The sequence below is a fragment of the Klebsiella sp. A52 genome (assembly GCF_018388785.1).
Lineage (GTDB): Bacteria > Pseudomonadota > Gammaproteobacteria > Enterobacterales > Enterobacteriaceae > Klebsiella > Klebsiella aerogenes.
The window spans coordinates 97,181-120,964 of record NZ_CP074437.1; the positions used below are offsets into that span (position 1 = coordinate 97,181).

General features: G+C 53.6%; 20 protein-coding genes. 11 read left to right on the forward strand and 9 right to left on the reverse strand.

Going from position 1 to position 23,784, the window contains the following annotated elements; genetic code table 11:
- Positions 1 to 14: 14 nt before the first annotated feature.
- Both KGA69_RS00470 and queC read left to right on the forward strand, forming a co-directional pair.
- Positions 15 to 1,715, forward strand: a complete 1,701-nt coding sequence (locus KGA69_RS00470; RefSeq protein ID WP_045393586.1) for an SgrR family transcriptional regulator — start codon at positions 15 to 17, stop codon at positions 1,713 to 1,715.
- Positions 1,716 to 1,781: 66 nt separating this feature from the next.
- Entirely contained in the window at positions 1,782 to 2,492 is a 711-nt protein-coding gene (gene queC / locus KGA69_RS00475) for a 7-cyano-7-deazaguanine synthase QueC (protein WP_045393589.1), read from the forward strand.
- A 920-nt stretch (positions 2,493 to 3,412) separates the two neighbouring features.
- On the opposite strand, the gene KGA69_RS00480 is transcribed toward queC, so the two are convergent.
- The 9 genes from KGA69_RS00480 to bolA all read right to left on the reverse strand — a co-directional run bounded on the left by KGA69_RS00480 (position 3,413) and on the right by bolA (position 13,851).
- Positions 3,413 to 3,814 (reverse strand): YbgC/FadM family acyl-CoA thioesterase, encoded by a 402-nt coding sequence (locus tag KGA69_RS00480; protein WP_020079469.1) that lies wholly within the window; start codon positions 3,812 to 3,814, stop codon positions 3,413 to 3,415.
- A gap of 110 nt (positions 3,815 to 3,924) precedes the next feature.
- Positions 3,925 to 4,290 (reverse strand): helix-hairpin-helix domain-containing protein, encoded by a 366-nt coding sequence (locus KGA69_RS00485; protein WP_045390835.1) that lies wholly within the window; start codon positions 4,288 to 4,290, stop codon positions 3,925 to 3,927.
- A 148-nt stretch (positions 4,291 to 4,438) separates the two neighbouring features.
- Complete coding sequence (gene ppiD, locus KGA69_RS00490; RefSeq protein ID WP_045390838.1) at positions 4,439 to 6,313, reverse strand: peptidylprolyl isomerase; 1,875 nt, start codon at positions 6,311 to 6,313, stop codon at positions 4,439 to 4,441.
- A gap of 214 nt (positions 6,314 to 6,527) precedes the next feature.
- Positions 6,528 to 6,800: a nucleoid-associated protein HU-beta gene (hupB, locus tag KGA69_RS00495; RefSeq protein ID WP_002444653.1), complete on the reverse strand. Its 273-nt coding sequence runs from the start codon at positions 6,798 to 6,800 to the stop codon at positions 6,528 to 6,530.
- A gap of 206 nt (positions 6,801 to 7,006) precedes the next feature.
- Complete coding sequence (gene lon / locus KGA69_RS00500) at positions 7,007 to 9,361, reverse strand: endopeptidase La (RefSeq protein ID WP_015367948.1); 2,355 nt, start codon at positions 9,359 to 9,361, stop codon at positions 7,007 to 7,009.
- A gap of 183 nt (positions 9,362 to 9,544) precedes the next feature.
- Positions 9,545 to 10,819 (reverse strand): ATP-dependent protease ATP-binding subunit ClpX, encoded by a 1,275-nt coding sequence (clpX, locus tag KGA69_RS00505; RefSeq protein WP_015704591.1) that lies wholly within the window; start codon positions 10,817 to 10,819, stop codon positions 9,545 to 9,547.
- A 134-nt stretch (positions 10,820 to 10,953) separates the two neighbouring features.
- Entirely contained in the window at positions 10,954 to 11,577 is a 624-nt protein-coding gene (clpP, locus tag KGA69_RS00510) for an ATP-dependent Clp endopeptidase proteolytic subunit ClpP (protein ID WP_003021624.1), read from the reverse strand.
- A gap of 312 nt (positions 11,578 to 11,889) precedes the next feature.
- Positions 11,890 to 13,188, reverse strand: coding sequence for a trigger factor (tig, locus tag KGA69_RS00515; RefSeq protein ID WP_015367952.1), 1,299 nt, complete (start codon positions 13,186 to 13,188; stop codon positions 11,890 to 11,892).
- Positions 13,189 to 13,533: 345 nt separating this feature from the next.
- Positions 13,534 to 13,851, reverse strand: a complete 318-nt coding sequence (gene bolA, locus KGA69_RS00520; protein WP_015367954.1) for a transcriptional regulator BolA — start codon at positions 13,849 to 13,851, stop codon at positions 13,534 to 13,536.
- A 381-nt stretch (positions 13,852 to 14,232) separates the two neighbouring features.
- On the opposite strand from bolA, the gene KGA69_RS00525 reads away from it, so the two are divergent.
- The 9 genes from KGA69_RS00525 (at position 14,233) to KGA69_RS00565 (ending at position 23,737) form a co-directional block, all read left to right on the forward strand.
- Positions 14,233 to 14,811 carry a lipoprotein gene (locus tag KGA69_RS00525; RefSeq protein WP_045390841.1) on the forward strand — a complete coding sequence of 193 codons (579 nt, stop codon included), beginning with the start codon at positions 14,233 to 14,235 and terminating at the stop codon, positions 14,809 to 14,811.
- A gap of 44 nt (positions 14,812 to 14,855) precedes the next feature.
- Complete coding sequence (ampG, locus tag KGA69_RS00530) at positions 14,856 to 16,331, forward strand: muropeptide MFS transporter AmpG (RefSeq protein ID WP_213292729.1); 1,476 nt, start codon at positions 14,856 to 14,858, stop codon at positions 16,329 to 16,331.
- Between the two features lie 480 nt (positions 16,332 to 16,811).
- A complete protein-coding gene (gene cyoA, locus KGA69_RS00535) occupies positions 16,812 to 17,756 on the forward strand; it encodes a cytochrome o ubiquinol oxidase subunit II (RefSeq protein WP_015704588.1) in 945 nt (314 codons plus the stop codon).
- 19 nt (positions 17,757 to 17,775) lie between these two features.
- Entirely contained in the window at positions 17,776 to 19,767 is a 1,992-nt protein-coding gene (gene cyoB, locus KGA69_RS00540) for a cytochrome o ubiquinol oxidase subunit I (protein WP_015704587.1), read from the forward strand.
- On the forward strand, positions 19,757 to 20,368 hold the full coding sequence (locus tag KGA69_RS00545) for a cytochrome o ubiquinol oxidase subunit III (RefSeq protein WP_015704586.1): 612 nt from the start codon (positions 19,757 to 19,759) through the stop codon (positions 20,366 to 20,368). The genes cyoB and KGA69_RS00545 overlap by 11 nt, the downstream gene beginning before the upstream one ends.
- A complete protein-coding gene (locus KGA69_RS00550; protein WP_015704585.1) occupies positions 20,368 to 20,697 on the forward strand; it encodes a cytochrome o ubiquinol oxidase subunit IV in 330 nt (109 codons plus the stop codon). The genes KGA69_RS00545 and KGA69_RS00550 overlap by 1 nt, the downstream gene beginning before the upstream one ends.
- A gap of 11 nt (positions 20,698 to 20,708) precedes the next feature.
- Complete coding sequence (gene cyoE / locus KGA69_RS00555) at positions 20,709 to 21,596, forward strand: heme o synthase (RefSeq protein ID WP_045390845.1); 888 nt, start codon at positions 20,709 to 20,711, stop codon at positions 21,594 to 21,596.
- 239 nt (positions 21,597 to 21,835) lie between these two features.
- On the forward strand, positions 21,836 to 22,168 hold the full coding sequence (locus tag KGA69_RS00560; protein WP_045390848.1) for a hypothetical protein: 333 nt from the start codon (positions 21,836 to 21,838) through the stop codon (positions 22,166 to 22,168).
- Between the two features lie 201 nt (positions 22,169 to 22,369).
- Complete coding sequence (locus tag KGA69_RS00565) at positions 22,370 to 23,737, forward strand: MFS transporter (RefSeq protein ID WP_045390851.1); 1,368 nt, start codon at positions 22,370 to 22,372, stop codon at positions 23,735 to 23,737.
- Positions 23,738 to 23,784: the final 47 nt, after the last annotated feature.

A 23,784-nucleotide genomic window follows, 5' to 3' on the forward strand; every position in this document is an offset into this window, starting at 1 on the left:
CGGGTTTTCCGCAAATGAGATTATTAAACCGTTTAAATCAGTACCAGCGGCTATGGCAGCCGTCGTCCGGCGCGCCGCAGCAGGTGACCGTCGGCGAACTGGCGGAGCGCTGTTTTTGTAGCGAGCGCCATATCCGTACGCTGTTACGCCAGGCCCAGGAGGCCGGTTGGTTAAGCTGGCAGGCCAGCTCCGGGCGCGGCAAGCGCGGAATGCTCTGTTTTCACAAAACTCCGGAAAGCCTGCGTAACGAGATGATGGAACAGGCGCTGAATAAGGGTCAGCAGCAAAACGCGCTGGAGCTGGCGCAGCTGGCGCCGGTTGAGCTGAAAGCGTTGTTGCACCCCTTCCTCGGCGGCCAGTGGCAAAACAATACCCCGACGCTGCGTATCCCTTATTATCGGCCGCTGGAACCGCTGCGCCCCGGTTTTCTGCCCGGGCGCGCGGAACAACATTTGGCCGGGCAGATCTATTCCGGCCTGACGCGTTTCGACGATAGCGATAATACGCCGGTGGGCGATCTGGCGCACCACTGGCAGGTATCACCCGATGGATTACGGTGGCACTTTTATATCCGCTCGACCCTGTGCTGGCATAACGGCGATACCGTGGAAACCTCACAGCTGCGGCAAAGACTACTGTTGCTACTGGAACTGCCGGCTCTCCGCACCCTTTTTGCCAGCATTAGCCGCATCGATGTCACCCACGCCCAGTGTTTGACGATTACGCTGCATCGCCCGGACTACTGGCTACCGTTCCGTTTAGCCAGCTATTGCAGCGTGCTGGCACATCCTGACGATCCGGCAATCGGCAGCGGCCCGTTCCGATTGAAACTTTTTGGCCCGGATCTGGTTCGTCTGGAAAACCATCCCCGCTACCATTTACAGCATCCGCTGATCCAGGCGGTAGAATACTGGATCACGCCGCAGCTATTCGAAAGCGATCTCGGCACCAGCTGTCGCCATCCGGTACAGATCACCATCGGCGATCCTGAGGAGCTCAATAATCTGCGCCAGGTGAGCAATAGCATCAGCCTCGGCTTCTGCTATTTGACCCTGCGTCAGAGTCCACGTCTCAGTAAAGCGCAGGCCCAGCGGCTGATTTCGATTATCCACCGCTCGTCGTTGCTGGAAACGCTACCGCTGGATGAAGATCTGATCACGCCGAGCCATGAGGTACTGCCCGGCTGGTCCATTCCTCAGGGCCCGGAAAACCATGAGGTACCGCTGCCTCGCCAGCTTACCCTGCTCTATCATTTGCCGGTCGAATTACACACTATGGCTGAGCAGCTGAAACGGCGCCTCGCCTCTCTCGGCTGCGAACTGACGCTCATTTTTCACGACGCCAAAAATTGGGACGGCTGCCGATATCTGGCGCAGGCCGATATGATGATGGGCGACCGCCTGATTGGCGAAGCGCCGGAATATACCCTTGAACAGTGGCTGCGCTGCGACACGCTATGGCCTAATTTGCTGACCGGGGCGCAATATGCGCACCTGCAGGCAACATTAGATGCCGTCCAGGCGCAGCCCGAAGCACGTAGCCGCAACGATGCCCTGCGCAACGTCTTCAATACGCTGATGGATGACGCCATCATGACGCCGTTATTCAAATACAATTACCGCATCAGCGCGCCGCCGGGTGTTAACGGCCTGCGCCTCAATGCCCGAGGGTGGTTCGACTTCGCCAGCGCCTGGCTACCGGCATCATCGGCGTGAGAGAGCTGGTCGCCGCGAGCGTCTGACGGTACCATATCGCTCTCACTTATTTAGTCAGGAATTGCTATGAAACGCGCCGTAGTGGTCTTCAGCGGAGGACAAGACTCAACAACCTGCCTGGTGCAGGCACTGGAACAGTATGACGAAGTGCATTGCGTCACTTTTGATTATGGCCAACGCCACCGCGCCGAGATTGACGTGGCTCGCGAGCTGGCGCTAAAACTGGGCGCGGTGGCGCATAAAGTGCTGGACGTTACGCTGCTTAACGAACTGGCGGTGAGCAGCCTGACGCGCGATAGCATTCCGGTACCGGATTACGAGCCGGATGCCGATGGTATTCCGAATACCTTCGTTCCAGGTCGCAATATTCTGTTTTTAACCCTGACGGCGATCTACGCCTATCAGGTTAAGGCTGAAGCAATTATTACCGGCGTTTGCGAGACCGACTTCTCCGGTTACCCGGACTGCCGCGACGAATTTGTTAAAGCGCTGCACCACGCGGTTAGCCTTGGCATGGCAAAAGATATACGTTTTGAGACGCCGCTGATGTGGCTCAACAAAGCCGAAACCTGGGCGCTGGCCGATTATTGGGGCCAGTTGGATCTGGTTCGCCGCGAAACGCTCACCTGCTATAACGGCATCAAGGGCGACGGCTGCGGCCAGTGTGCGGCCTGCAACCTGCGCGCCAACGGCCTGAATCAGTATCTGGGCAATAAGGCCGGCGTGATGGCGATCATGAAGCAAAAAACCGGTCTGGGCCAGGGGCACGAAGCTTAAATTGACCTCCCCGGTGGCGCTTCGCTTACCTGGGCTACGGATTCACCGCATTCCACCAGCCGGTAGCCGGACAAGGCGCGTCAGGCGCCGCCTCCGGGAATCGATTAGCACGAAGCCTGAGTTCAACCTCCCCGGTGGCGCTTCGCTTACCGGGGCTACGGATTCACAATATCCCACCAGCCGGTAGCCCGGAAAAGGCGCGTCAGGCGCCGCCTCCCGGAATCGATTGGCACGAAGCTTAAGTTCAACCTCCCCGGTGGCGCTTCGCTTACCGGGGCTACGAATTCACAACATCCCACCAGCCGGTAGCCCGGAAAAGGCGCGTCAGGCGCCGCCTCCGGGAATCGATTGGCACGAAGCCTGAGTTCAACCTCCCCGGTGGCGCTTCGCTTACCGGGGCTACGAATTCACAACATCCCACCAGCCGGTAGCCCGGAAAAGGCGCGTCAGGCGCCGCCTCCGGGAAACAATTGGCACGAAGCCTGAGTTCAACCTCCCCGGTGGCGCTTCGCTTACCGGGGCTACGGGTTCACCGCGTCCCACCAGCCGGTAGCCGGACAAGGCGCGTCAGGCGCCGCCTCCGGGAATCGATTGGCACGAAGCCTGAGTTCAACCTCCCCGGTGGCGCTTCGCTTACCGGGGCTACGGATTCACCGCATTCCACCAGCCGGTAGCCGGACAAGGCGCGTCAGGCGCCGCCTCCGGGAATCGATTAGCACGAAGCCTGAGTTCAACCTCCCCGGTGGCGCTTCGCTTACCGGGGCTACGAATTCACAACATCCCACCAGCCGGTAGCCCGGAAAAGGCGCGTCAGGCGCCGCCTCCGGGAAACAATTGGCACGAAGCCTGAGTTCAACCTCCCCGGTGGCGCTTCGCTTACCGGGGCTACGGATTCACCGCTCTCCGCGGTCCGGCTGTTGTTAGCGTAAATTCATCTGGTCGAGCTTTTCGCGCAACTCCCCTTCCAGCGGCTGCGCCTTCTGCGTTTTCAGATCAATGCAAACAAAGGTAATCAGCGCATCGGCCACCACTTCACCGTTAGGATTAAGGGTCACCACCTGACTTAAGGTGCCGCTTTTACCGTTCAACTGCTCCAGCTTACTGGTCACGGTAAGTACATCCCCGAGTACCGCCGGGCGGCGATAATTGATATTGATATTGACCACTACAAAAGCGATGTTATGGCTGGTCATCCAGTGAAACGCCGGGCTACTCTCCAGCCCATCCCAGCGCGCCTCTTCGAGAAACTCCAGATAACGAGCATTGTTAACGTGCTGGTAAACGTCCAGATGATAACCGCGAACTTTAATTTGAGTCTGCATAGCGCACATGCCTTACTATTATTGTTGTTAATCAGGTAAGAGGTCACACCAGATGGCATAACCTCTTTAGCATGGCAAAGATTTGCCACTGTGCAAACCAGCGGGTGAAATTAGAGCGTCAGATGTGACAGATTTCTCTCTACCAGCGAACTGCCCATCCCCGGAACCTGTTTAAGATCGTCGAGAGTCTTAAACGGCCCGTACTCTTCGCGGTAGCTGACGATTGCCTGCGCTTTCTTAAGCCCAACGCCGTTCATGGCCTGTGCTAGCTCCTCCGCGCTGGCATTATTGATGCTGACCCGCGCGCCGACGTTATCCGTCGTTTTCCCTTCCTCCGGCATTTTCGTCTGCGGCGCCTGAATAGTCTCTTTTGCCGATGCCGCCTTGCCGCTCGCCGATGCCGCCAGCGCCCCCTGAGAACCCGCCGTACAAGCCAGCAACACGGCGACAATAACCATTTTCATTCCTCTGTTCATGCTGTTATCTCCTTGTTTGTAGACAGCAAGGTCACGATAACGGCTGCGAAAACGGAGTACAAAAGGCAGATTGCGGAAATGGAAAAGGCCGCGAAAGCGGCCTTTGAGTATTGCATCGCGTTACCTCGTTTTGCGAGGCGGCGCGAAATTATTGCTGCTGGTCGACGAGGTCGCCAAGCTTGATTTTGGCGTCTTTACGCAGGTTGCTCATCAGCGCTTCGAATGCGATTTGCGCATTATTCTGGGTAATACCCTGCACCATCGCTTTCTTCTGCTCTTCTGGCATAGAACCCGCTTTCACTTCATCAAGCGCCAACAATACTACGTTGCCTTTGGCATCGTTGCCCACGCCGTAGCTCGCTTTATCTTTCTGCGGCAGCGGCAGGGAGAAGGCTGCCTGGCTCAGCGGATCCTGGCCGGTACGGGACAGCGTCTGCGCCGCGCCGAAGCTCAGGCCGGCGGCTTTCATCGCTTCATCGCCTTTGCCCGCTTTCAGGTCGGCCAACAGTTTATCGGCATCCAGTTTCGCCTGCTGTTCCGCTTTGTTGCGCTTCACGATATCCGTCACCTGCGCTTTCACTTCCGCCAGCGGTTTAACGCTTTCCGCTTTGTGCTCGCTAATACGCAGGACAAAGGCGCGATCGCCGTCAACGGTAATGATGTCGGAGTTATTACCCGGCGCGCCGTTTTCACCCACCAGACCGCCATTAAAGATAGCATCGGCAACCGGCTTGAAGTTCAGCTCTTCCGGTAAGTTGTTACGACCGAACCAGCCGGTCTCAACCACTTTCAGGCCGGCGACCTGCGCGGCCCCCGCCAGGGATTCGTTATCATTGCTGGCCGCGTCGCTGACCTTCTGCTGTAGCGCGTAGTAAGCATCCAGCGCTTTTTCCTGTTTCACTTTTGCCGCGATGTCGTTACGCACGTCGGCCAGCGGTTTGACCTGCGCCGGCTGAACATCGTCCAGGCGCGCCACCAGGAAGCCTACGGAAGATTTGATCACCCCGGAAAGCTGGCCTTTGTCTTTCAGGCCGGCATCTTTCAGCTCAGGCACGGTGGAAGCCTCTTCCATCCAGCCCATATCGCCGCCGTTACGCGCGGAGATGATGTCGGTGGATTTCTCTTTTGCCAGCGTGGCGAAGTCGGCGCCTTTTTGCAGTTCGGCCAGTACCGCTTTCGCATCAGCTTCAGTTTTAGTCTGAATCACGCTGTAGCGATTACGCTGCGGCTGAGTGAACTGATCTTTATGCTGGTCGTACCATGACTGAATTTCTTCGTCAGAGGCGTTTTCCTGCATGCTGGCGGCATCCATCTTGATGTAGCTCACGCGGAACTGCTCCGGCGCCATAAAACGGGCCTGGTTCTGCTGCCAGAAGGCGTTAATCTCTTCATCGCTAACGGTCTGTTTCGCCGCCAGAGCGTTAACATCGATAGTTGCTTCACGAACCACGCGCTGCTGGGAGACCAGCGCCGCCAGTTGATCGGACTCGCCCGGTAACATGAAATCGGTACCGGCTACCGCGTTGATCAGCTGCTGAGTGGTCAGCTGGTTACGCAGCGCTTGCGCGTATTGATCGGTGGTCATGCCCATTTGATTCACGATACCGGTGAAACGTTCGTTATCAAACTTGCCGTTCGACTGGAAGGCCTGGGTCTGGAAGATGGCCTGTTTCACCTGGTCGTCGCTGATGCTAAGGCCCAGTTGACGAGCATACTGGTCCAGCAGCGATTCGTCGATCAGGCGGTTCAACACCTGCTGACGCATGGTCTTCATGTAGTTTTCGTTGGCCGCCAGTTCGGAGAACTGATCGCCTAGCTGCTGCTGCATGCGGTTACGCTCGCTGGCAACGGCATTTTCAAACTGCGCGCGGCCAATCTCCTGACCATTCACTTTTGCGGCATAGTTGTTGCCGCCGCCAATCAGGTAACCACTCACCCCGGTCAAAATGAACGAGACGATAATGATACCGAAAATAATCTTGAGCACGACGCTGTTGGCGGCCGTGCGTAGGTTGTCCATCATGGTGTAACAACGCTCCGCTGTAGATGACTTTTGCTCGCGCAGCATAGCACGTGATGGCTGCCGCGCGTGAGGACGTATTTTGACAAGAAAACGGGGCAATTGTCAGCCCACAAGTGCGCATAAACACACATAAAGTCGCGTTCTGGACAAATAAAAAAGGCACATCTCGCGATGCGCCCTTGTACTTCGTCACATTCCCTGACGGGAGAGCCGATTAGTTTACCGCGTCTTTCAGCGCTTTACCTGCACGGAAGCCCGGTACTTTAGCGGCAGCAATGGTAATTTCTTTACCTGTTTGTGGGTTGCGACCAGTACGGGCAGCACGCTCTTTAACAGCAAAAGTACCGAACCCTACCAGCGCAACATCATCCCCAGCTTGCAGAGATTCAGTAACAGAAGCGATCAAAGCATCTAACGCACGTCCAGCTGCAGCTTTAGAAATGTCCGCACCCGCAGCAATTTTGTCAATCAGTTGAGATTTATTCACTGTTCTCTTCCTCTCTTTATAATTTATATCGCACCAGAATCCTTCATGGCGCGACCGCGCAGCAGTTATATCAGGACTGTCATGCCCTTACAACAGAGTTGTCGATGACCCCTGCCAGCGATCTAAGTTAGCTACACAAAAAAAGGCTGGCAAGTACGAATTTACTTACCAGCCCCACTTTTCTTAACGCTATTTGCGCGATATCACTATTTTGCGCTTACAACCTGCATGCCAAATGGTTCATTTTGCAGAGCAAGTGTCAGAACTTCCTCGATTCGCTGTACCGGATGGATATCCAAATCGGCGATAACGTTTTCCGGAATTTCTTCAAGGTCACGCTTGTTTTCGTAAGGAATCAGAACAGTCTTAATGCCCCCACGATGCGCCGCCAGCAGTTTTTCCTTCAGACCGCCGATCGGCAGCACCTGGCCGCGCAGGGTGATTTCCCCTGTCATCGCCACATCGGCGCGTACCGGGTTACCGGTTAGACAGGAAACCAACGCGGTGCACATCGCCGTACCGGCGCTCGGACCATCTTTTGGCGTTGCCCCTTCCGGCACGTGCACGTGAATATCGCGTTTTTCGTAGAAGTCCGGATTGATACCGAGCTTCTCAGCACGCGCGCGCACCACGGTCAGCGCAGCCTGAATCGACTCCTGCATGACTTCGCCGAGTGAACCGGTATAGGTTAACTTGCCTTTGCCCGGAACGCAGGCGGTTTCGATGGTCAGCAGATCGCCGCCCACTTCCGTCCACGCCAGACCGGTCACCTGACCTACGCGGTTTTCACTATCCGCACGGCCATAGTCAAAGCGCTGCACGCCAAGATAATCATGCAGATTTTCACCGTTAATCTCGATGTGTTTCAGCGATTTATCCAGCAACAGCTGTTTAACGGCCTTACGACACAGTTTGGAGATTTCACGCTCCAGGCTACGAACGCCCGCTTCACGGGTGTAGTAACGAATAATGCCGATAATGGCGCTATCGTCGACCGTCAGCTCGCCTTTTTTCAGCGCGTTGCGTTCGATCTGCTTCGGCAGCAGGTGGCGCTTAGCAATGTTCAGTTTTTCATCTTCGGTATAACCGGAGAGACGAATGACTTCCATACGGTCCAACAGCGGAGCCGGAATATTCATGGAGTTGGAGGTCGCCACGAACATGACGTCGCTGAGATCGTAGTCCACTTCCAGATAGTGGTCGTTAAAGGCCACGTTCTGTTCCGGGTCCAGTACTTCCAGCAACGCTGAGGCCGGATCGCCGCGCATGTCGGAGGACATTTTGTCGATCTCATCCAGCAGGAACAGCGGGTTTTTCACCCCGACTTTCGCCATTTTCTGGATCAGTTTACCCGGCATGGAACCAATATAGGTACGGCGGTGACCACGGATTTCCGCTTCATCACGCACGCCGCCCAACGCCATGCGCACGTACTTACGCCCGGTGGCTTTGGCAATAGATTGACCCAGCGAGGTTTTACCTACCCCCGGCGGTCCAACCAGGCACAGGATCGGCCCTTTCAGCTTGTTAACGCGACTCTGCACCGCAAGATACTCAAGGATGCGGTCCTTGACTCGTTCCAGACCATAGTGGTCGGTATCGAGGATCTCCTGCGCCTGACGCAGATCTTTTTTGACCTTGCTGCGGGCATTCCACGGCACCTGCACCATCCAGTCGATGTAGCCGCGCACGACGGTGGCTTCCGCCGACATCGGGGACATCATCTTCAGCTTTTGCAGTTCCGCTTCGGTTTTTTCTTTCGCCTCTTTCGGCATCTTCGCCGCGTCGATCTTACGCTTCAGCGCTTCGTTTTCGTCCGGGGCGTCATCCATCTCGCCGAGCTCTTTCTGGATGGCTTTCATTTGCTCATTCAGATAATACTCACGCTGAGATTTTTCCATCTGCTTTTTCACGCGGTTGCGAATGCGTTTCTCAACCTGCAGCAGATCGATTTCAGATTCCATCATCGCCATCAGATATTCCAGACGTTCGTTCACGTCGGACATCTCCAGCACGGACTGTTTGTCCGCCAGCTTAAGCGGCATATGCGCAGCGATGGTATCCGCCAGACGTGCGGGATCGTCGATGCTATTCAGCGACGTCAGCACTTCCGGTGGGATTTTTTTGTTCAGCTTGATGTAGCCTTCAAACTGGCTGATAGCCGTACGCACCAGCACTTCCTGCTCACGCTCTTCAATGACCGGAGAAGCAAGGTACTCTGCTTTGGCGGAGAAGTGTTCGCCGTTATCGGACAGCGCAGTAATACGCGCACGCTGCAAGCCTTCCACCAGCACTTTCACGGTGCCATCAGGCAGCTTCAGCATTTGCAAAATTGACGCCACGGTCCCGACGGTGAAAAGATCGTTTACACCCGGCTCATCCGTCGACGCTTCTTTCTGTGCGACCAGCATGATTTTTTTATCATGGTCCATGGCCGCTTCCAGACAACGGATAGATTTTTCCCGCCCTACAAACAGGGGTATGACCATGTGCGGATAAACCACCACATCGCGCAACGGCAATACGGGGATTTCAATGCGTTCAGAACGCTCAGGATTCATAGAGCTCTCTCTTAGTTTAAAGTCCGCCAGGTAGCCGACGACACCTTCATTAACGCGTCGCCGTTAATATGTAATCCAGTATATGGGGATGTATTCCATACATTCAACGGCGGGAACACAGGAAAAATAAAAGGGGGGATAAAATCCCCCCTTTTTGCTTAACTGCTTGTGTCGATTGGCGAATTATTCGCCAGATGCCTGCTGCGCTTCCGGCTTGCCGTAGATCAGCAGCGGTTTGCTCTGACCTTCGATTACCGACTCGTCAATCACCACTTTTTCGACATCTTCCATGGAAGGCAGATCGTACATGGTGTCGAGCAGCGCGGCTTCAACGATTGAACGCAGGCCACGGGCGCCGGTTTTACGCGCCATCGCTTTCTTCGCGATCGCATCCAACGCTTCATCACGGAATTCCAGCTCCGCGCCTTCGAGGCCAAACAGCGCCTGATACTGCTTAGTCAGGGCGTTTTTCGGCTCTTTCAGGATCTGAATCAGCGCTTCTTCACTCAGTTCATTCAGCGTCGCAACAACCGGCAGACGGCCGATAAATTCCGGGATCAGACCAAACTTGATCAGATCTTCCGGCTCGACCTGCGCCAGCAGTTCACCTTCGCTGGCTTTGTCAGATTTCGCTTTAACCGTCGCGCCAAAACCAATGCCGGAGCCGGTTTCTACGCGGTGGGAAATCACTTTGTCCAGGCCGGCGAACGCGCCACCGCAGATAAACAGAATCTTGGAGGTATCAACCTGCAGGAACTCCTGCTGCGGATGTTTACGTCCGCCCTGCGGCGGAACAGCGGCTACGGTGCCTTCGATAAGCTTCAACAGCGCCTGCTGAACGCCTTCGCCGGACACGTCGCGGGTAATCGACGGGTTATCCGATTTACGGGAAATTTTGTCGATTTCATCGATGTACACGATGCCGCGCTGCGCTTTCTGCACATCGTAATCGCATTTCTGCAGCAGCTTCTGAATGATGTTTTCTACGTCTTCACCCACGTAACCCGCTTCGGTCAGGGTGGTGGCATCGGCCATGGTAAACGGAACATCCAACAGACGCGCCAGCGTTTCCGCCAACAGCGTTTTACCGGAACCGGTCGGCCCGATCAGCAGAATGTTGCTTTTACCCAGTTCTACGCCGTTGCTGGTATCGCCGTTACGCAGACGTTTGTAGTGGTTGTATACCGCCACTGCCAGCACTTTTTTCGCCTGTTCCTGGCCGATAACATAATCGTCCAGATGATGGCGAATTTCGTGCGGCGTCGGCAGCGCGCTGCGCTCACGATGCGGAGCGACTTCTTTAATCTCTTCGCGAATGATGTCGTTACATAAATCAACGCATTCGTCGCAGATATACACGGACGGCCCGGCGATCAGCTTACGCACTTCATGCTGGCTTTTGCCGCAAAAAGAGCAGTACAACAGTTTGCCCGAACCATCTTTGCGTTTATCTGTCATGAGTCCAAACCTCTTCTTAAGTTCTTTGTGCCGCAGATGACGACGCAAATGCCATTCTCAGGCGCAAGTCGCGGTGACGCGTTGTGCCGCCCAGTTGTTAAAACAAGTATAGCGGCACCCTTACGCCACGGGCATCAATTACGATGGGTCAAGATGGAATCTACCAGTCCGTATTCCACCGCTTCCGACGCCGACAGGAAGCGATCGCGCTCGGTATCACGCTCGATCTGCTCAAGGGATTGACCCGTGTGATGCGCCATCAGTTCATTCATGCGCCCTTTCACTTTCAGAATTTCACGGGCGTGGATTTCGATGTCCGTCGCCTGACCCTGATAGCCGCCCAGCGGCTGGTGAATCATCACGCGGGAGTTCGGCAGGCAGAAACGCTTGCCTTTCGCCCCAGCGGTCAGCAGGAAGGCCCCCATCGAAGCCGCCTGCCCCATACAGATAGTGCTGACATCCGGCTTGATGAACTGCATGGTGTCGTAAATTGACATCCCGGCGGTGATCACGCCGCCCGGAGAGTTAATGTACAGGTAAATATCTTTTTCTGGATTTTCCGCTTCCAGAAACAGCATCTGCGCCACGATCAGATTAGCCATGTGATCTTCCACCTGGCCGGTCAGGAAGATAACGCGTTCCTTGAGCAGACGGGAATAGATATCAAAAGAACGTTCACCGCGTGAGGTCTGTTCAATGACCATCGGCACCAGGGCCATATGGGGTGCAAAGTTATCTCGTTCGCCACTGTATGACATTTCCGTCTCCTGGATTAATTTTGAAAAAACCTGCTGCACTGATTGTAACCTTATGGACGGATTATCAGCCAGAGTTTCTATCCGCAGGGCACTGATACGTTGAGCTGGTCATTATTCCTGACGCTGCGGATGCAGATACGTCACCCGGTTATGGGGATGGCGCAGCCATAATTCAAGCATAACAACCTTTTGGAGTAACGCTATCACTGAAAATGTGTTTTAGCACTCATCCTAAGCCTATCATTGCAATAAAAAAAACCCGCCGCCTTTCGGCAACGGGCTTTTGCGCGAACTTTAAACAGCCGGACGAAATTACGCCTGCTGGTTCATCAGTTCGTTGAAGGAAGTGGCTTTTTCAGACACTTTAGCTTTCGCCAGCACGGCTTCAACAGCCTGCTCTTCCAGCGCCACGTTGCGCATGTTGTCCATCAGCTCTTTGTTCTTGCTGTAGAACTCAACCACTTCTGACGGATCTTCGTACGCGGAAGCCATCTCTTCGATCAGGCCTTTCACGCGCTCTTCGTCAGCTTTCAGCTCGTTGGTGCGAATCACTTCGCCCAGCAGCAGGCCAACAACTACGCGGCGTTTAGCCTGCTCTTCGAACAGTTCGCGAGGCAGTTCCAGAGCCTGTTTCTCGTTACCGCCGAAACGCTGAGCGGCCTGACGACGCAGTACGTCGATTTCGCTGTCGATCAGGGCAGCAGGAACGTCGATGTCGTTCGCTTTCACCAGGCCTTCGATAGCCTGAGATTTCACGCGGTTACGCACGGCGCCTTTCAGCTCGCGTTCCATGTTTTTACGCACTTCCGCGCGCAGACCTTCTACGGAACCATCTTCAACGCCGAAACGTTTGATGAATTCTGCAGTCAGTTCAGGCAGTTCGCGTTCTTCAACTTTTTTCAGGTTGATAACGAACTTAGCGGCTTTACCTTTCAGGTTTTCAGCGTGGTACTCTTCCGGGAAGGTCACGTCGATGGTGAATTCTTCGCCAGCTTTGTGGCCTTTAATACCGTCTTCGAAGCCCGGGATCATACGGCCCTGGCCCATCGCCAGTACGAAGTCAGACGCTTTACCGCCTTCGAACTCTTCGCCGTCTACGGAACCGGTGAAGTCGATGGTAACGCGATCTTCAGCGTCAACGGCGCCTTCTTTTTCTTTCCAGTTCGCCTGCTGCTTACGCAGGGTGTCGAGCATGCCGTCAACGTCAGCGTCGGTAACTTCAACAACCGGTTTTTCAACTTCGATTGCGTCCAGACCTTTCAGCTCAACTTCCGGATACACTTCGAACTCTACCGCGTAGGTGAAGTCTTCGCCCAGCTTGTATTCGCCCGGAACGTAGTTCGGCGCGCCAGCCGGATTAATTTTCTCTTTGATGATCGCGTCAACGAAATGACGGCTCATCAGGTCGCCCAGCACGTCCTGGCGAACGGAAGCGCCATAACGCTGAGCAACAACATTCATCGGCACTTTGCCTTTACGGAAGCCGTCAATGCGAACTTTTTTCGCTACGTTGACCAGCTCGCTTTTGACAGCATTCTCGATGCTGTCAGCGGCGATAGTAATCGTTACACGGCGCCCAAGGCCCTGAGTGGTTTCAACTGAAACTTGCATCTTGTTACCTCAAAAAAATCACAGTGCTCGGTCAACTCTGGAAGCGCGTGTAGGTGGCTTCGCAGAACCGGGATGCCCTCTTCAAATCAGAAACACATTCCCTGTCGTCAGAATCATCCCGAAGACATTCATATATAAGACGCGGCATTATAGCGGCATCACTTTTGTGAGTCGAGAACGGTTGTCGCCTACTGCTGCGGCGTTTTTCACATTTCCCGCTCAAATTTGTCTGCAAAAGCGCGAACTTTGCGCATTTTCCAGGCAAAAGAAAACGGCCCGCAGGCCGTTTTTGCTAAATCTTCACGCAACATACTGGAAAAGCGCCAGCGGTTGCAAATGTGATTTTTACGCGATGCTCCCCGCTCCGCGGCATGGCGGAGAGGCAAAGACGGTATCCTGTAGCCCTTCCCACTCTTTAATCGTGTAAGTATGCAGCGCCAGGGCGTGCACGGTGCTTGACAGCTCCTCGGTCAACGTACCGTAAATCATACGATGACGATTAAGGAAACGTTCGCCGGTGAAGCGGTCGCTCACCAACACCACTTTAAAATGACTTTCAGAGCCCGCAGGGACGTTGTGCCGATAGCTTTCATCCACGACTTCCAGATACATCGGGTCGAACGCTGCTCTTAGTTTTGCTTCGATCTGCTCACGTATCATCATGAATTTTCTCCTCCGACAACGCTGAGATGCCGCCTTTCCCTTTAAATGTTAGCCGCTTTTACCGCTTCCATTGGCAGAAAACAACAAAAAATTAGCATTCCTCTGATATTTTCACGCAAAAGTATCAGGTTTACTGATGATGAATGCTAAATCTCCCGGCCAAATCGCCACCGGAAATGGGACGAGGTCATAAAACGCACAACACGATGATTTTCCACTCGTAGCCACTTCCCCTCACCGTTGGCGATGTTATGATGGCGGGAATTTTCCTTAAACACCCTAACTACTTCGAGTTGCAGAAAAAAGCGCCCGCGATTCCCCGTAGCGCCTGAAACCTGAATTATGACGGGTATAACAACACCGTGCGTTGAGACCCTGAACATGCTGAAGAAAATTCTATTCCCGTTGGTCGCGATGTTTGTACTCGCAGGATGCGCCACCCCGCCGACGACCATTGAAGTATCGCCGAAAATCACCCTGCCGCAGCAGGATCCGAGCCTGATGGGCGTTACCGTCAGCATCAATGGCGCAGACCAGCGTACCGATCAGGCGCTGGCGAAAGTCACCCGCAACAACCAGTTGGTCACCCTGACCGCCTCTCGCGATCTGCGCTTCCTGCTGCAGGAAGTGCTTGAGAAGCAGATGACCGCGCGTGGCTACATGATTGGTCCAAATGGCGCCGTCGATCTGCAGATCATTGTTAACAAACTGTATGCTGACGTCTCGCAGGGCAACGTGCGTTACAACATCGCCACTAAAGCGGATATCGCCATCATCGCCACCGCAGCTAATGGCAACAAGATGACCAAAAACTACCGCTCCAGCTACTCCGTTGAGGGCGCTTTCCAGGCTTCCAACGAGAACATTGCAAACGCGGTTAATAGCGTGCTGACCGATACCATCGCCGATATGGCGCAGGACACCAGCATTCACGACTTCATCAAACAAAACGCTCGTTAATAAAATAGCAGGCCCGGTATCAGGCCGGGTCTGCTCTATATGCCATGTCCAATCACTATTTGCGTATTTTTCAGCAGCCCAAATCAGCTATTTTGCTGATCCTTGGCTTTGCTTCTGGTTTACCTCTCGCGCTGACCTCCGGCACGCTGCAAGCGTGGATGACCGTCGAAAATATCGATTTAAAAACTATCGGCTTCTTCTCTCTCGTCGGACAGGCATACGTATTTAAATTTTTGTGGTCGCCATTAATGGACCGCTACACGCCGCCGTTTTTAGGCCGTCGCCGTGGCTGGCTGCTGACGACGCAGATAGCGCTACTCGTCGCCATCGCCGCGATGGGCTTTCTTGAACCCGCAACGCAGTTGCGCTGGATGGCGGCGTTGGCTGTGGTTATCGCTTTTTGCTCCGCCTCGCAGGATATCGTCTTTGATGCCTGGAAAACCGACGTCCTCCCGGCGGAAGAGCGCGGCGCCGGTGCGGCCATCAGCGTGCTCGGCTATCGCCTGGGGATGCTGGTATCCGGAGGGTTAGCGCTCTGGCTGGCCGACCGTTGGCTGGGCTGGCAAGGTATGTACTGGCTGATGGCCGCGTTACTTATTCCATGCATTATCGCCACGCTGTTAGCGCCGGAGCCCAGCGACGTCATTCCGGTGCCCAAATCTCTTGAACAGGCCGTCGCCGCGCCGCTGCGCGATTTCTTCGGTCGCAACAACGCCTGGCTTATCCTGCTGTTAATTGTCCTTTATAAGCTCGGTGATGCCTTCGCCATGAGCCTGACCACCACTTTCCTTATACGCGGCGTCGGTTTTGATGCCGGCGAAGTCGGAATGGTGAATAAAACGTTGGGCCTGTTCGCCACCATCGTCGGCGCACTCTACGGCGGCGTACTGATGCAGCGCCTGACGCTGTTCCGCGCCCTGCTGATCTTTGGCCTGCTGCAGGGAGCCTCCAACGCCGGATACTGGCTCCTCTCGGTAACCGATAAACATCTTTATTCGATGGCGGCGGCGGTATTTTTTGAAAACCTGTGCGGCGGGATGGGCACCGCGGCATTTGTCGCGCTGTTAATGACGCTATGCAACAAGTCGTTTTCCGCCACTCAGTTCGCGCTGCTGTCGGCACTGTCGGCGGTGGGTCGCGTTTACGTTGGTCCGATTGCCGGCTGGTTTGTTGAAGCGAACGGCTGGCCGACGTTTTATCTTTTCTCCGTCGTAGCCGCCGTGCCGGGGATTTTGCTCCTGCTTCTGTGTCGGCGTACGCTGGAATATACGCAGCGAACGGAAAGCTTCTTGCCGCGCACGCAATACCCGCAAACTTATGCTCTGGCGCTGGTTATCCTGGCGGTAGGTTGTTTGATGCTGGCGATATGGCTGCTGCTGTTGGCGATGAACGCGCTGGATTACACCTCTTTTTCCTTCCTGCCAGGCCTGCTGGAAGTCGCCGCATTGACCGCTATCGGTGGTATTTTGCTCGGCGCGATTCTGGACTATATGGCGCTACGCAAAACGCAGCTGATTTAATTTTCGCCAAACCGTTAATAGCCGTTTTAATTACCTGAGGTAATTATAACGGCTTATTAGCGATTTTATTTTTCCTGAGAACTGATTTGTTGTTTTGTGCGTTTTAGATTTCTGGAAATTATTGACAATTTTTACGCGATTCTTTAATTAATTTAACCGATTCAGCAGCGTTACTTTATTTTAACGTTTTCTTTATGTCTTTTATTTGATAATTAATTGTTAATTATTTGTGTTATTTTTACGATGTTTATATCCGTATCCCCATAAGCATTCCCTTTCTTATCCCTTTCGTTATAGATCCAGCGTAAATCAGGCTTTGCAAGCAATTACGTCACATTCCGTAACATATGTGACAATCCAAGCAGAACCCGCTAACACAGAACTGACACAGATCCAATCGTGTTTACAGTAATGCAACCTTACCGTAAAATGCCCGTACACTTTAAACGCCACCAGATCCCGTGGAATTGAGGTCGTTCAATGAGACTCAGGAAATACAATAAAAGTTTGGGATGGATGTCATTAATCGCAGGTACTGTATTACTCAGTGGTTGTGATTCTGCACTCCTCGACCCAAAAGGACAGATTGGACTGGAGCAACGCTCTTTGATTCTGACGGCATTCGGCCTGATGATGATTGTCGTTATTCCCGCCGTCTTAATGGCAGTAGGATTTGCCTGGAAGTATCGCGCGAGCAATAAAGATGCGAAGTATAGCCCGAACTGGTCACACTCCAACAAAGTTGAAGCTGTGGTCTGGACGGTTCCTATTCTGATCATCCTGTTCCTGGCCGTTCTGACCTGGAAAACCACTCACGCTCTGGAGCCAAGCAAACCGCTTGTCCACGACGAGAAAGCAATCACCATCGAAGTAGTATCGATGGACTGGAAATGGTTCTTTATTTACCCGGAACAGGGTATCGCTACCGTCAACGAAATCGCCTTCCCGGCGAACGTACCGGTACACTTTAAAGTCACTTCCAACTCCGTGATGAACTCGTTCTTTATTCCGCGCTTAGGTAGCCAGATTTATGCAATGGCCGGTATGCAGACTCAACTGCACCTCATTGCTGATGAAGCAGGCACTTATGACGGTATCTCCGCAAGCTATAGTGGCCCGGGCTTCTCTGGTATGAAGTTCAAGGCTATCGCCACCCCGGATCGTGCAACCTTCGATCAGTGGGTAGCAAAAGCGAAACAGTCCCCGAACTCCATGGACTCCATGGCTGCATTCGACAAAGTGGCTGTGCCTAGCGAAAACAACAAAGTGGAATACTTCTCTAACGTGAAACCGGATTTGTTCAAAGATGTTGTTAACAAATTCATGTCTCACGAGAGCATGAACATGTCTAAACCTGAAGGTGAGCACGCTGCGCACGAAGGGATGGAAGGCATGGACATGAGCCACGCGGAAACCGCTCACTAAGGGGCCGAGGAAGAAAACGATGTTCGGAAAACTTACACTGGATGCAGTGCCCTACCACGAACCAATTATCGTGGTAACGGTTGCTGCAATCATCGTCGGGGGACTGGCGATACTGGCAGCGATCACTTACTTCGGTAAGTGGTCCTACCTATGGAATGAGTGGCTGACGTCCGTCGACCACAAACGTCTCGGTATCATGTACGTTATCGTGGCAATCGTCATGCTGCTGCGTGGCTTTGCTGACGCCGTTATGATGCGTAGCCAGCAGGTGCTGGCCTCTGCCGGGGAAGCAGGATTCCTGCCGCCTCATCACTACGATCAGATCTTTACCGCCCACGGCGTTATCATGATCTTCTTCGTGGCAATGCCGTTTGTTATCGGCCTGATGAACCTGGTGGTTCCGCTTCAGCTCGGCGCACGCGACGTTGCTTTCCCGTTCCTCAACAACCTGAGCTTCTGGTTCACCGTTGTGGGCGTAATTCTGGTTAACCTGTCTCTGGGCGTCGGTGAGTTCGCACAGACCGGTTGGCTGGCGTATCCGCCGCTTTCGGGAATTGAATACAGTCCTGGCGTAGGGGTCGATTACTGGATTTGGGCGCTGCAGCTCTCCGGTATCGGTACTACCCTGACCGGTATCAACTTCTTTGTGACCATTATCAAGATGCGTGCCCCTGGTATGACCATGTTCAAGATGCCGGTATTCTCCTGGGCATCTCTGTGCGCCAACATCCTGATTATCGCCTCCTTCCCAATTCTGACCGTCACCGTCGCGCTGCTGACCCTGGACCGCTACCTGGGCACCCATTTCTTTACCAACGATATGGGTGGCAACATGATGATGTACATCAACCTGATTTGGGCCTGGGGTCACCCGGAAGTGTACATTCTGGTTCTGCCGGTATTCGGGGTCTTCTCCGAAGTCGCAGCGACCTTCTCGCGTAAACGTCTGTTTGGCTACACCTCGCTGGTGTGGGCAACCGTCTGTATTACCGTTCTGTCGTTCATCGTTTGGCTGCACCACTTCTTCACCATGGGTGCCGGCGCGAACGTAAACGCCTTCTTCGGTATTACCACTATGATTATCGCAATCCCGACCGGGGTTAAGATCTTCAACTGGCTGTTCACCATGTACCAGGGCCGCATCGTCTTCAACTCGGCGATGATGTGGACTATCGGCTTCATCGTTACCTTCTCCGTTGGTGGGATGACCGGTGTTCTGCTGGCGGTACCGGGCGCGGACTTCGTACTGCACAACAGTCTGTTCCTGATTGCGCACTTCCATAACGTCATCATCGGCGGTGTGGTATTCGGTTGCTTCGCAGGTCTGACCTACTGGTGGCCGAAAGCCTTTGGTTTCACCCTGAACGAAACCTGGGGTAAACGCGCATTCTGGTTCTGGATCATCGGCTTCTTCGTGGCATTTATGCCGCTGTACGTGCTGGGCTTCATGGGTATGACCCGTCGTCTGAGCCAGGACATCGACCCGCAGTTCCACTCCATGCTGGTAGTTGCAGCATGCGGCGCGGCGCTGATCGCTTGCGGTATCCTGTGCCAGCTGATTCAGTTCTACGTTTCTATCCGCGATCGCGATCAGAACCGTGACCTGACCGGCGACCCATGGGGCGGCCGTACTCTGGAGTGGGCAACCTCTTCTCCACCGCCGTTCTATAACTTCGCAGTCGTTCCTAACGTTCACGAACGTGACGCGTTCTGGGAAATGAAAGAAAAAGGCGAAGCGTACAAGCAACCTGCGCATTATGAAGAAATTCATATGCCGAAAAACAGCGGCGCGGGCATCATCATTGCTGCATTCGCAACGGTGTTTGGCTTCGCGATGATCTGGCATATCTGGTGGATGGCGATTGTTGGTTTCGCTGGCATCGTTGTGACCTGGATTATCAAGAGCTTTGACGAGGACGTGGATTACTACGTACCGGTTGCGGAAGTCGAAAAACTGGAAAATCAGCATTTCGATGAGATTAACAAAGCAGGGCTGAAAAATGGCAACTGATACTCTTGCGCATAATGCCCACGCGCATGAACACGGGCACCATGATACAGGACCGATGAAAGTCTTCGGTTTCTGGATCTACCTGATGAGCGACTGCATTATCTTCGCTACGCTGTTCGCAACCTATGCCGTTCTGGTGAACGGCACGGCTGGCGGCCCGGCGGGTAAAGATATTTTTGAACTGCCGTTCGTTCTGGTTGAAACCGCACTGCTGTTATTCAGCTCCATCACCTATGGCATGGCGGCTATCGCCATGTACAAAAACAACAAGAGCCAGGTCGTTTCCTGGCTTGCCCTCACCTTCCTCTTCGGTGCAGGGTTCGTTGGGATGGAAATCTATGAATTCCATCACCTGATTGTTGAAGGGATGGGTCCGGACCGTAGCGGCTTCCTGTCAGCGTTCTTCGCGCTGGTCGGTACCCACGGTCTGCACGTCACCTCCGGTCTGCTGTGGATGGCGGTGCTGATGGTTCAGGTATCCCGTCGCGGCCTGACCAGCACTAACCGTACCCGTATTATGTGCCTGAGTCTGTTCTGGCACTTCCTGGACGTGGTGTGGATCTGCGTGTTCTCTGTTGTTTATCTGATGGGGGCGATGTAATGAGTCATTCTACCGATCATAGCGGCGCTTCTCACGGCAGCGTGAAGAGCTACATGACAGGATTCATCCTGTCGATCATTCTGACGGCAATCCCGTTTGCAATGGTTATGAGTGGCTCGGCCTCGCATGCAGCGATTCTGGGAACCATCCTGGTCACGGCTGTGGTGCAGATTCTGGTACACCTGGTGTACTTCCTGCACATGAACAGTAAATCTGACGAAGGTTGGAACCTGACCGCGTTTATCTTCACCGTAATCATCATTGCTATCGTAGTTGTCGGCTCCATCTGGATTATGTGGAACCTCAACTACAACATGATGATGCACTAAGAGCGGCGAGTATGTTTAAGCAATACCTGCAAGTAACGAAACCAGGCATCATTTTTGGCAACCTGATCTCCGTGATCGGCGGTTTCCTGCTGGCCTCCAAAGGCCACATCGACTATCCGCTGTTCGTCTGGACGCTCCTCGGAGTATCCCTGGTGGTCGCCTCGGGTTGTGTTTTCAACAACTACATCGACCGTGATATCGATCGTAAGATGGAACGGACGAAAAACCGGGTGCTGGTCAAAGGGCTGATCTCGCCAGAATCATCGCTGGTATACGCCACCTTGCTGGGTATTGCTGGCTTCATGCTGCTGTGGTTCGGCGCCAACCCGTTGGCTTGCTGGCTGGGCGTGATGGGGTTCGTGGTTTATGTCGGCGTCTACAGCCTGTACATGAAACGCCACTCCGTCTACGGCACGCTGATTGGCTCTCTCTCCGGCGCTGCGCCGCCGGTGATTGGCTACTGCGCGGTTACCGGTGATTTTGACAGCGGCGCGGCGATTCTACTGGCGATCTTTAGCCTGTGGCAGATGCCTCACTCCTACGCCATCGCGATCTTCCGTTTTAAGGATTATCAGGCGGCGAATATTCCGGTTCTGCCGGTGGTGAAAGGTATCTCCGTCGCAAAAAACCATATCACGCTGTACATCGTGGCCTTTGCCGTGGCAACGCTGATGCTTTCTCTGGGGGGCTATGCCGGATACAAATATCTGGTCGTAGCTGCCGCAGTCAGCGTCTGGTGGCTTGGCATGGCATTACGTGGGTATAAAGTGGCGGATGATAAAGTCTGGGCACGTAAGCTGTTCGTCTTTTCCATCGTCGCCATCACTGCCCTGTCGGTGATGATGTCTGTCGATTTCATGGTCCCGGATTCACATAATCTGCTGGCTTACGTCAGATAAGATTACGCTTTATATGAAATGATAAAAGCCTCCGCAAGCGGGGGCTTTTTTATCTAGAGAAATTGCCCTCTCCCCTCCCCTTTTGCTTCATTTTCTTCACCTATTACGCTGTTAAAAATTGAGAAAAAAATGAGCATCGCTAACCGCCGCCTATCTCGCTCCATCACTGAAGTTAGTGCTAGCCTTATCTCGTAGGCAAACGCCTACATAAAACATGGATTTAACTGCAAGGAATAACAATGAAAGAATTAACATTCAACGAAATGGAATCTGTCTCAGGTGGTTTCAACCTGGTAAGCGCCGCAACTGGTTTCGCCAGCTTTGTCGCTAATTCCGCGGCAGGGTTTACCTCATTTGCGCTGACCTCCGGTCTGGCGTTTGCCTCTTTCGTCGGCGATAGCGCGATTGAATTTGGCAAGTTCCTTCTTGGGCAGACAAACTGGGAAAGCGTAGTCAGCACCGGTCAGGAAAACTGGGCAAACTTCGTTTCCACTGCTGGAAGTAGCTGGAACACTTTCGTGAATAACGCCGCAACCGACTGGAATAGCTTCCTGGATCAGGCTGCATCCTAATCGGTATAATGATCAGGGCAGATTTCATTTCTGCCCTTTCCTTTGTTTTTAATCTTTTATTTCGCTCTGCCCCCTTTTAGCCTCTGGTTCTCATCCCTTCTTCTATTACGCAACACAGTCGTAATATCTGCTAAACAAACATTTATTTACGCGTCCTTATCCCCCCACTACACTAGTCACAGTTTTTATATTGAGGTGGTAATGAACGATAACAAAATGACGCCAGGAGAACTGCGCGCAACCTGGGGTTTAGGGACCGTATTCTCACTGCGCATGCTCGGCATGTTTATGGTCCTGCCTGTTTTGACCACATATGGCATGGCGCTGCAGGGGGCTAGTGAAGCGCTGATTGGTTTAGCTATTGGCATTTACGGGCTCGCCCAGGCCGTCTTCCAGATCCCGTTTGGCCTCCTGTCTGACCGCATTGGCCGTAAACCGTTAATTATTGGTGGTTTGCTGATATTTGTTATCGGCAGCATCATCGCCGCGCTGACCAATTCCATCTGGGGCATTATACTTGGCCGCGCGCTGCAGGGCTCTGGCGCTATCGCCGCCGCCGTCATGGCACTACTTTCTGATTTAACCCGCGAACAGAACCGTACCAAAGCCATGGCCTTCATTGGCGTCAGTTTTGGCGTGACCTTTGCTATCGCTATGGTGCTCGGCCCTATTGTCACTCACCAGTTAGGGTTGCATGCGCTATTCTGGATGATCGCTATTCTGGCCAGCCTCGGTATTTTGCTGACTCTATGGGTAGTACCAAATAGCCACAATCATGTACTGAACCGTGAATCTGGCATGGTAAAGGGCTGCTTCAGCAAAGTGCTTGCTGAACCTAAACTCCTCAAGCTGAACTTCGGCATTATGTGTCTGCACATCATGCTAATGTCGACTTTTGTTGCGCTGCCAGGACAACTGGAGGCCGCGGGTTTCCCGGCCGCCGAACACTGGAAAATTTACCTGGTGACCATGGTCATTTCCTTTGTCGCCGTGGTGCCATTCATCATCTATGCGGAAGTGAAGCGCAAGATGAAACGTGTGTTTCTGTTCTGCGTCGCTCTTCTACTGATAGCTGAAATCGTGCTCTGGGGAGCAGGTGGCTATTTCTGGGAACTGGTCGCGGGCGTGCAGCTGTTCTTCCTCGCCTTTAACCTGCTGGAGGCATTGTTGCCTTCATTAATTAGCAAGGAATCACCAGCAGGTTATAAAGGCACGGCAATGGGTATTTACTCTACCAGCCAGTTTATCGGCGTGGCCATCGGCGGCGCCCTCGGCGGCTGGGTCGATGGTTTCTTTGATTCACAAACGGTGTTCCTGCTTGGGGCCCTGCTAGCAATGTTATGGCTGCTGGTTGCCAGTACGATGAGCGAACCACCTTACGTGAGCAGTCTCCGAGTTGAGATCCCGGACGAAGTCATCATTAATGATGAACTACAGCGCCGTCTGTTGTCGAAACCTGGCGTTGAGCAGGTCATGATTGTCGCTGAAGAACGTTCAGCCTACATAAAAATCGACAGCAAAGTGACCAACCGCTTCGAGGTTGAACAGGCTATTATCGCAACTTCGTAATCGCCCCCCATTTCTATGCTCTAAACAATAAGTTGAACGCGCGGCAA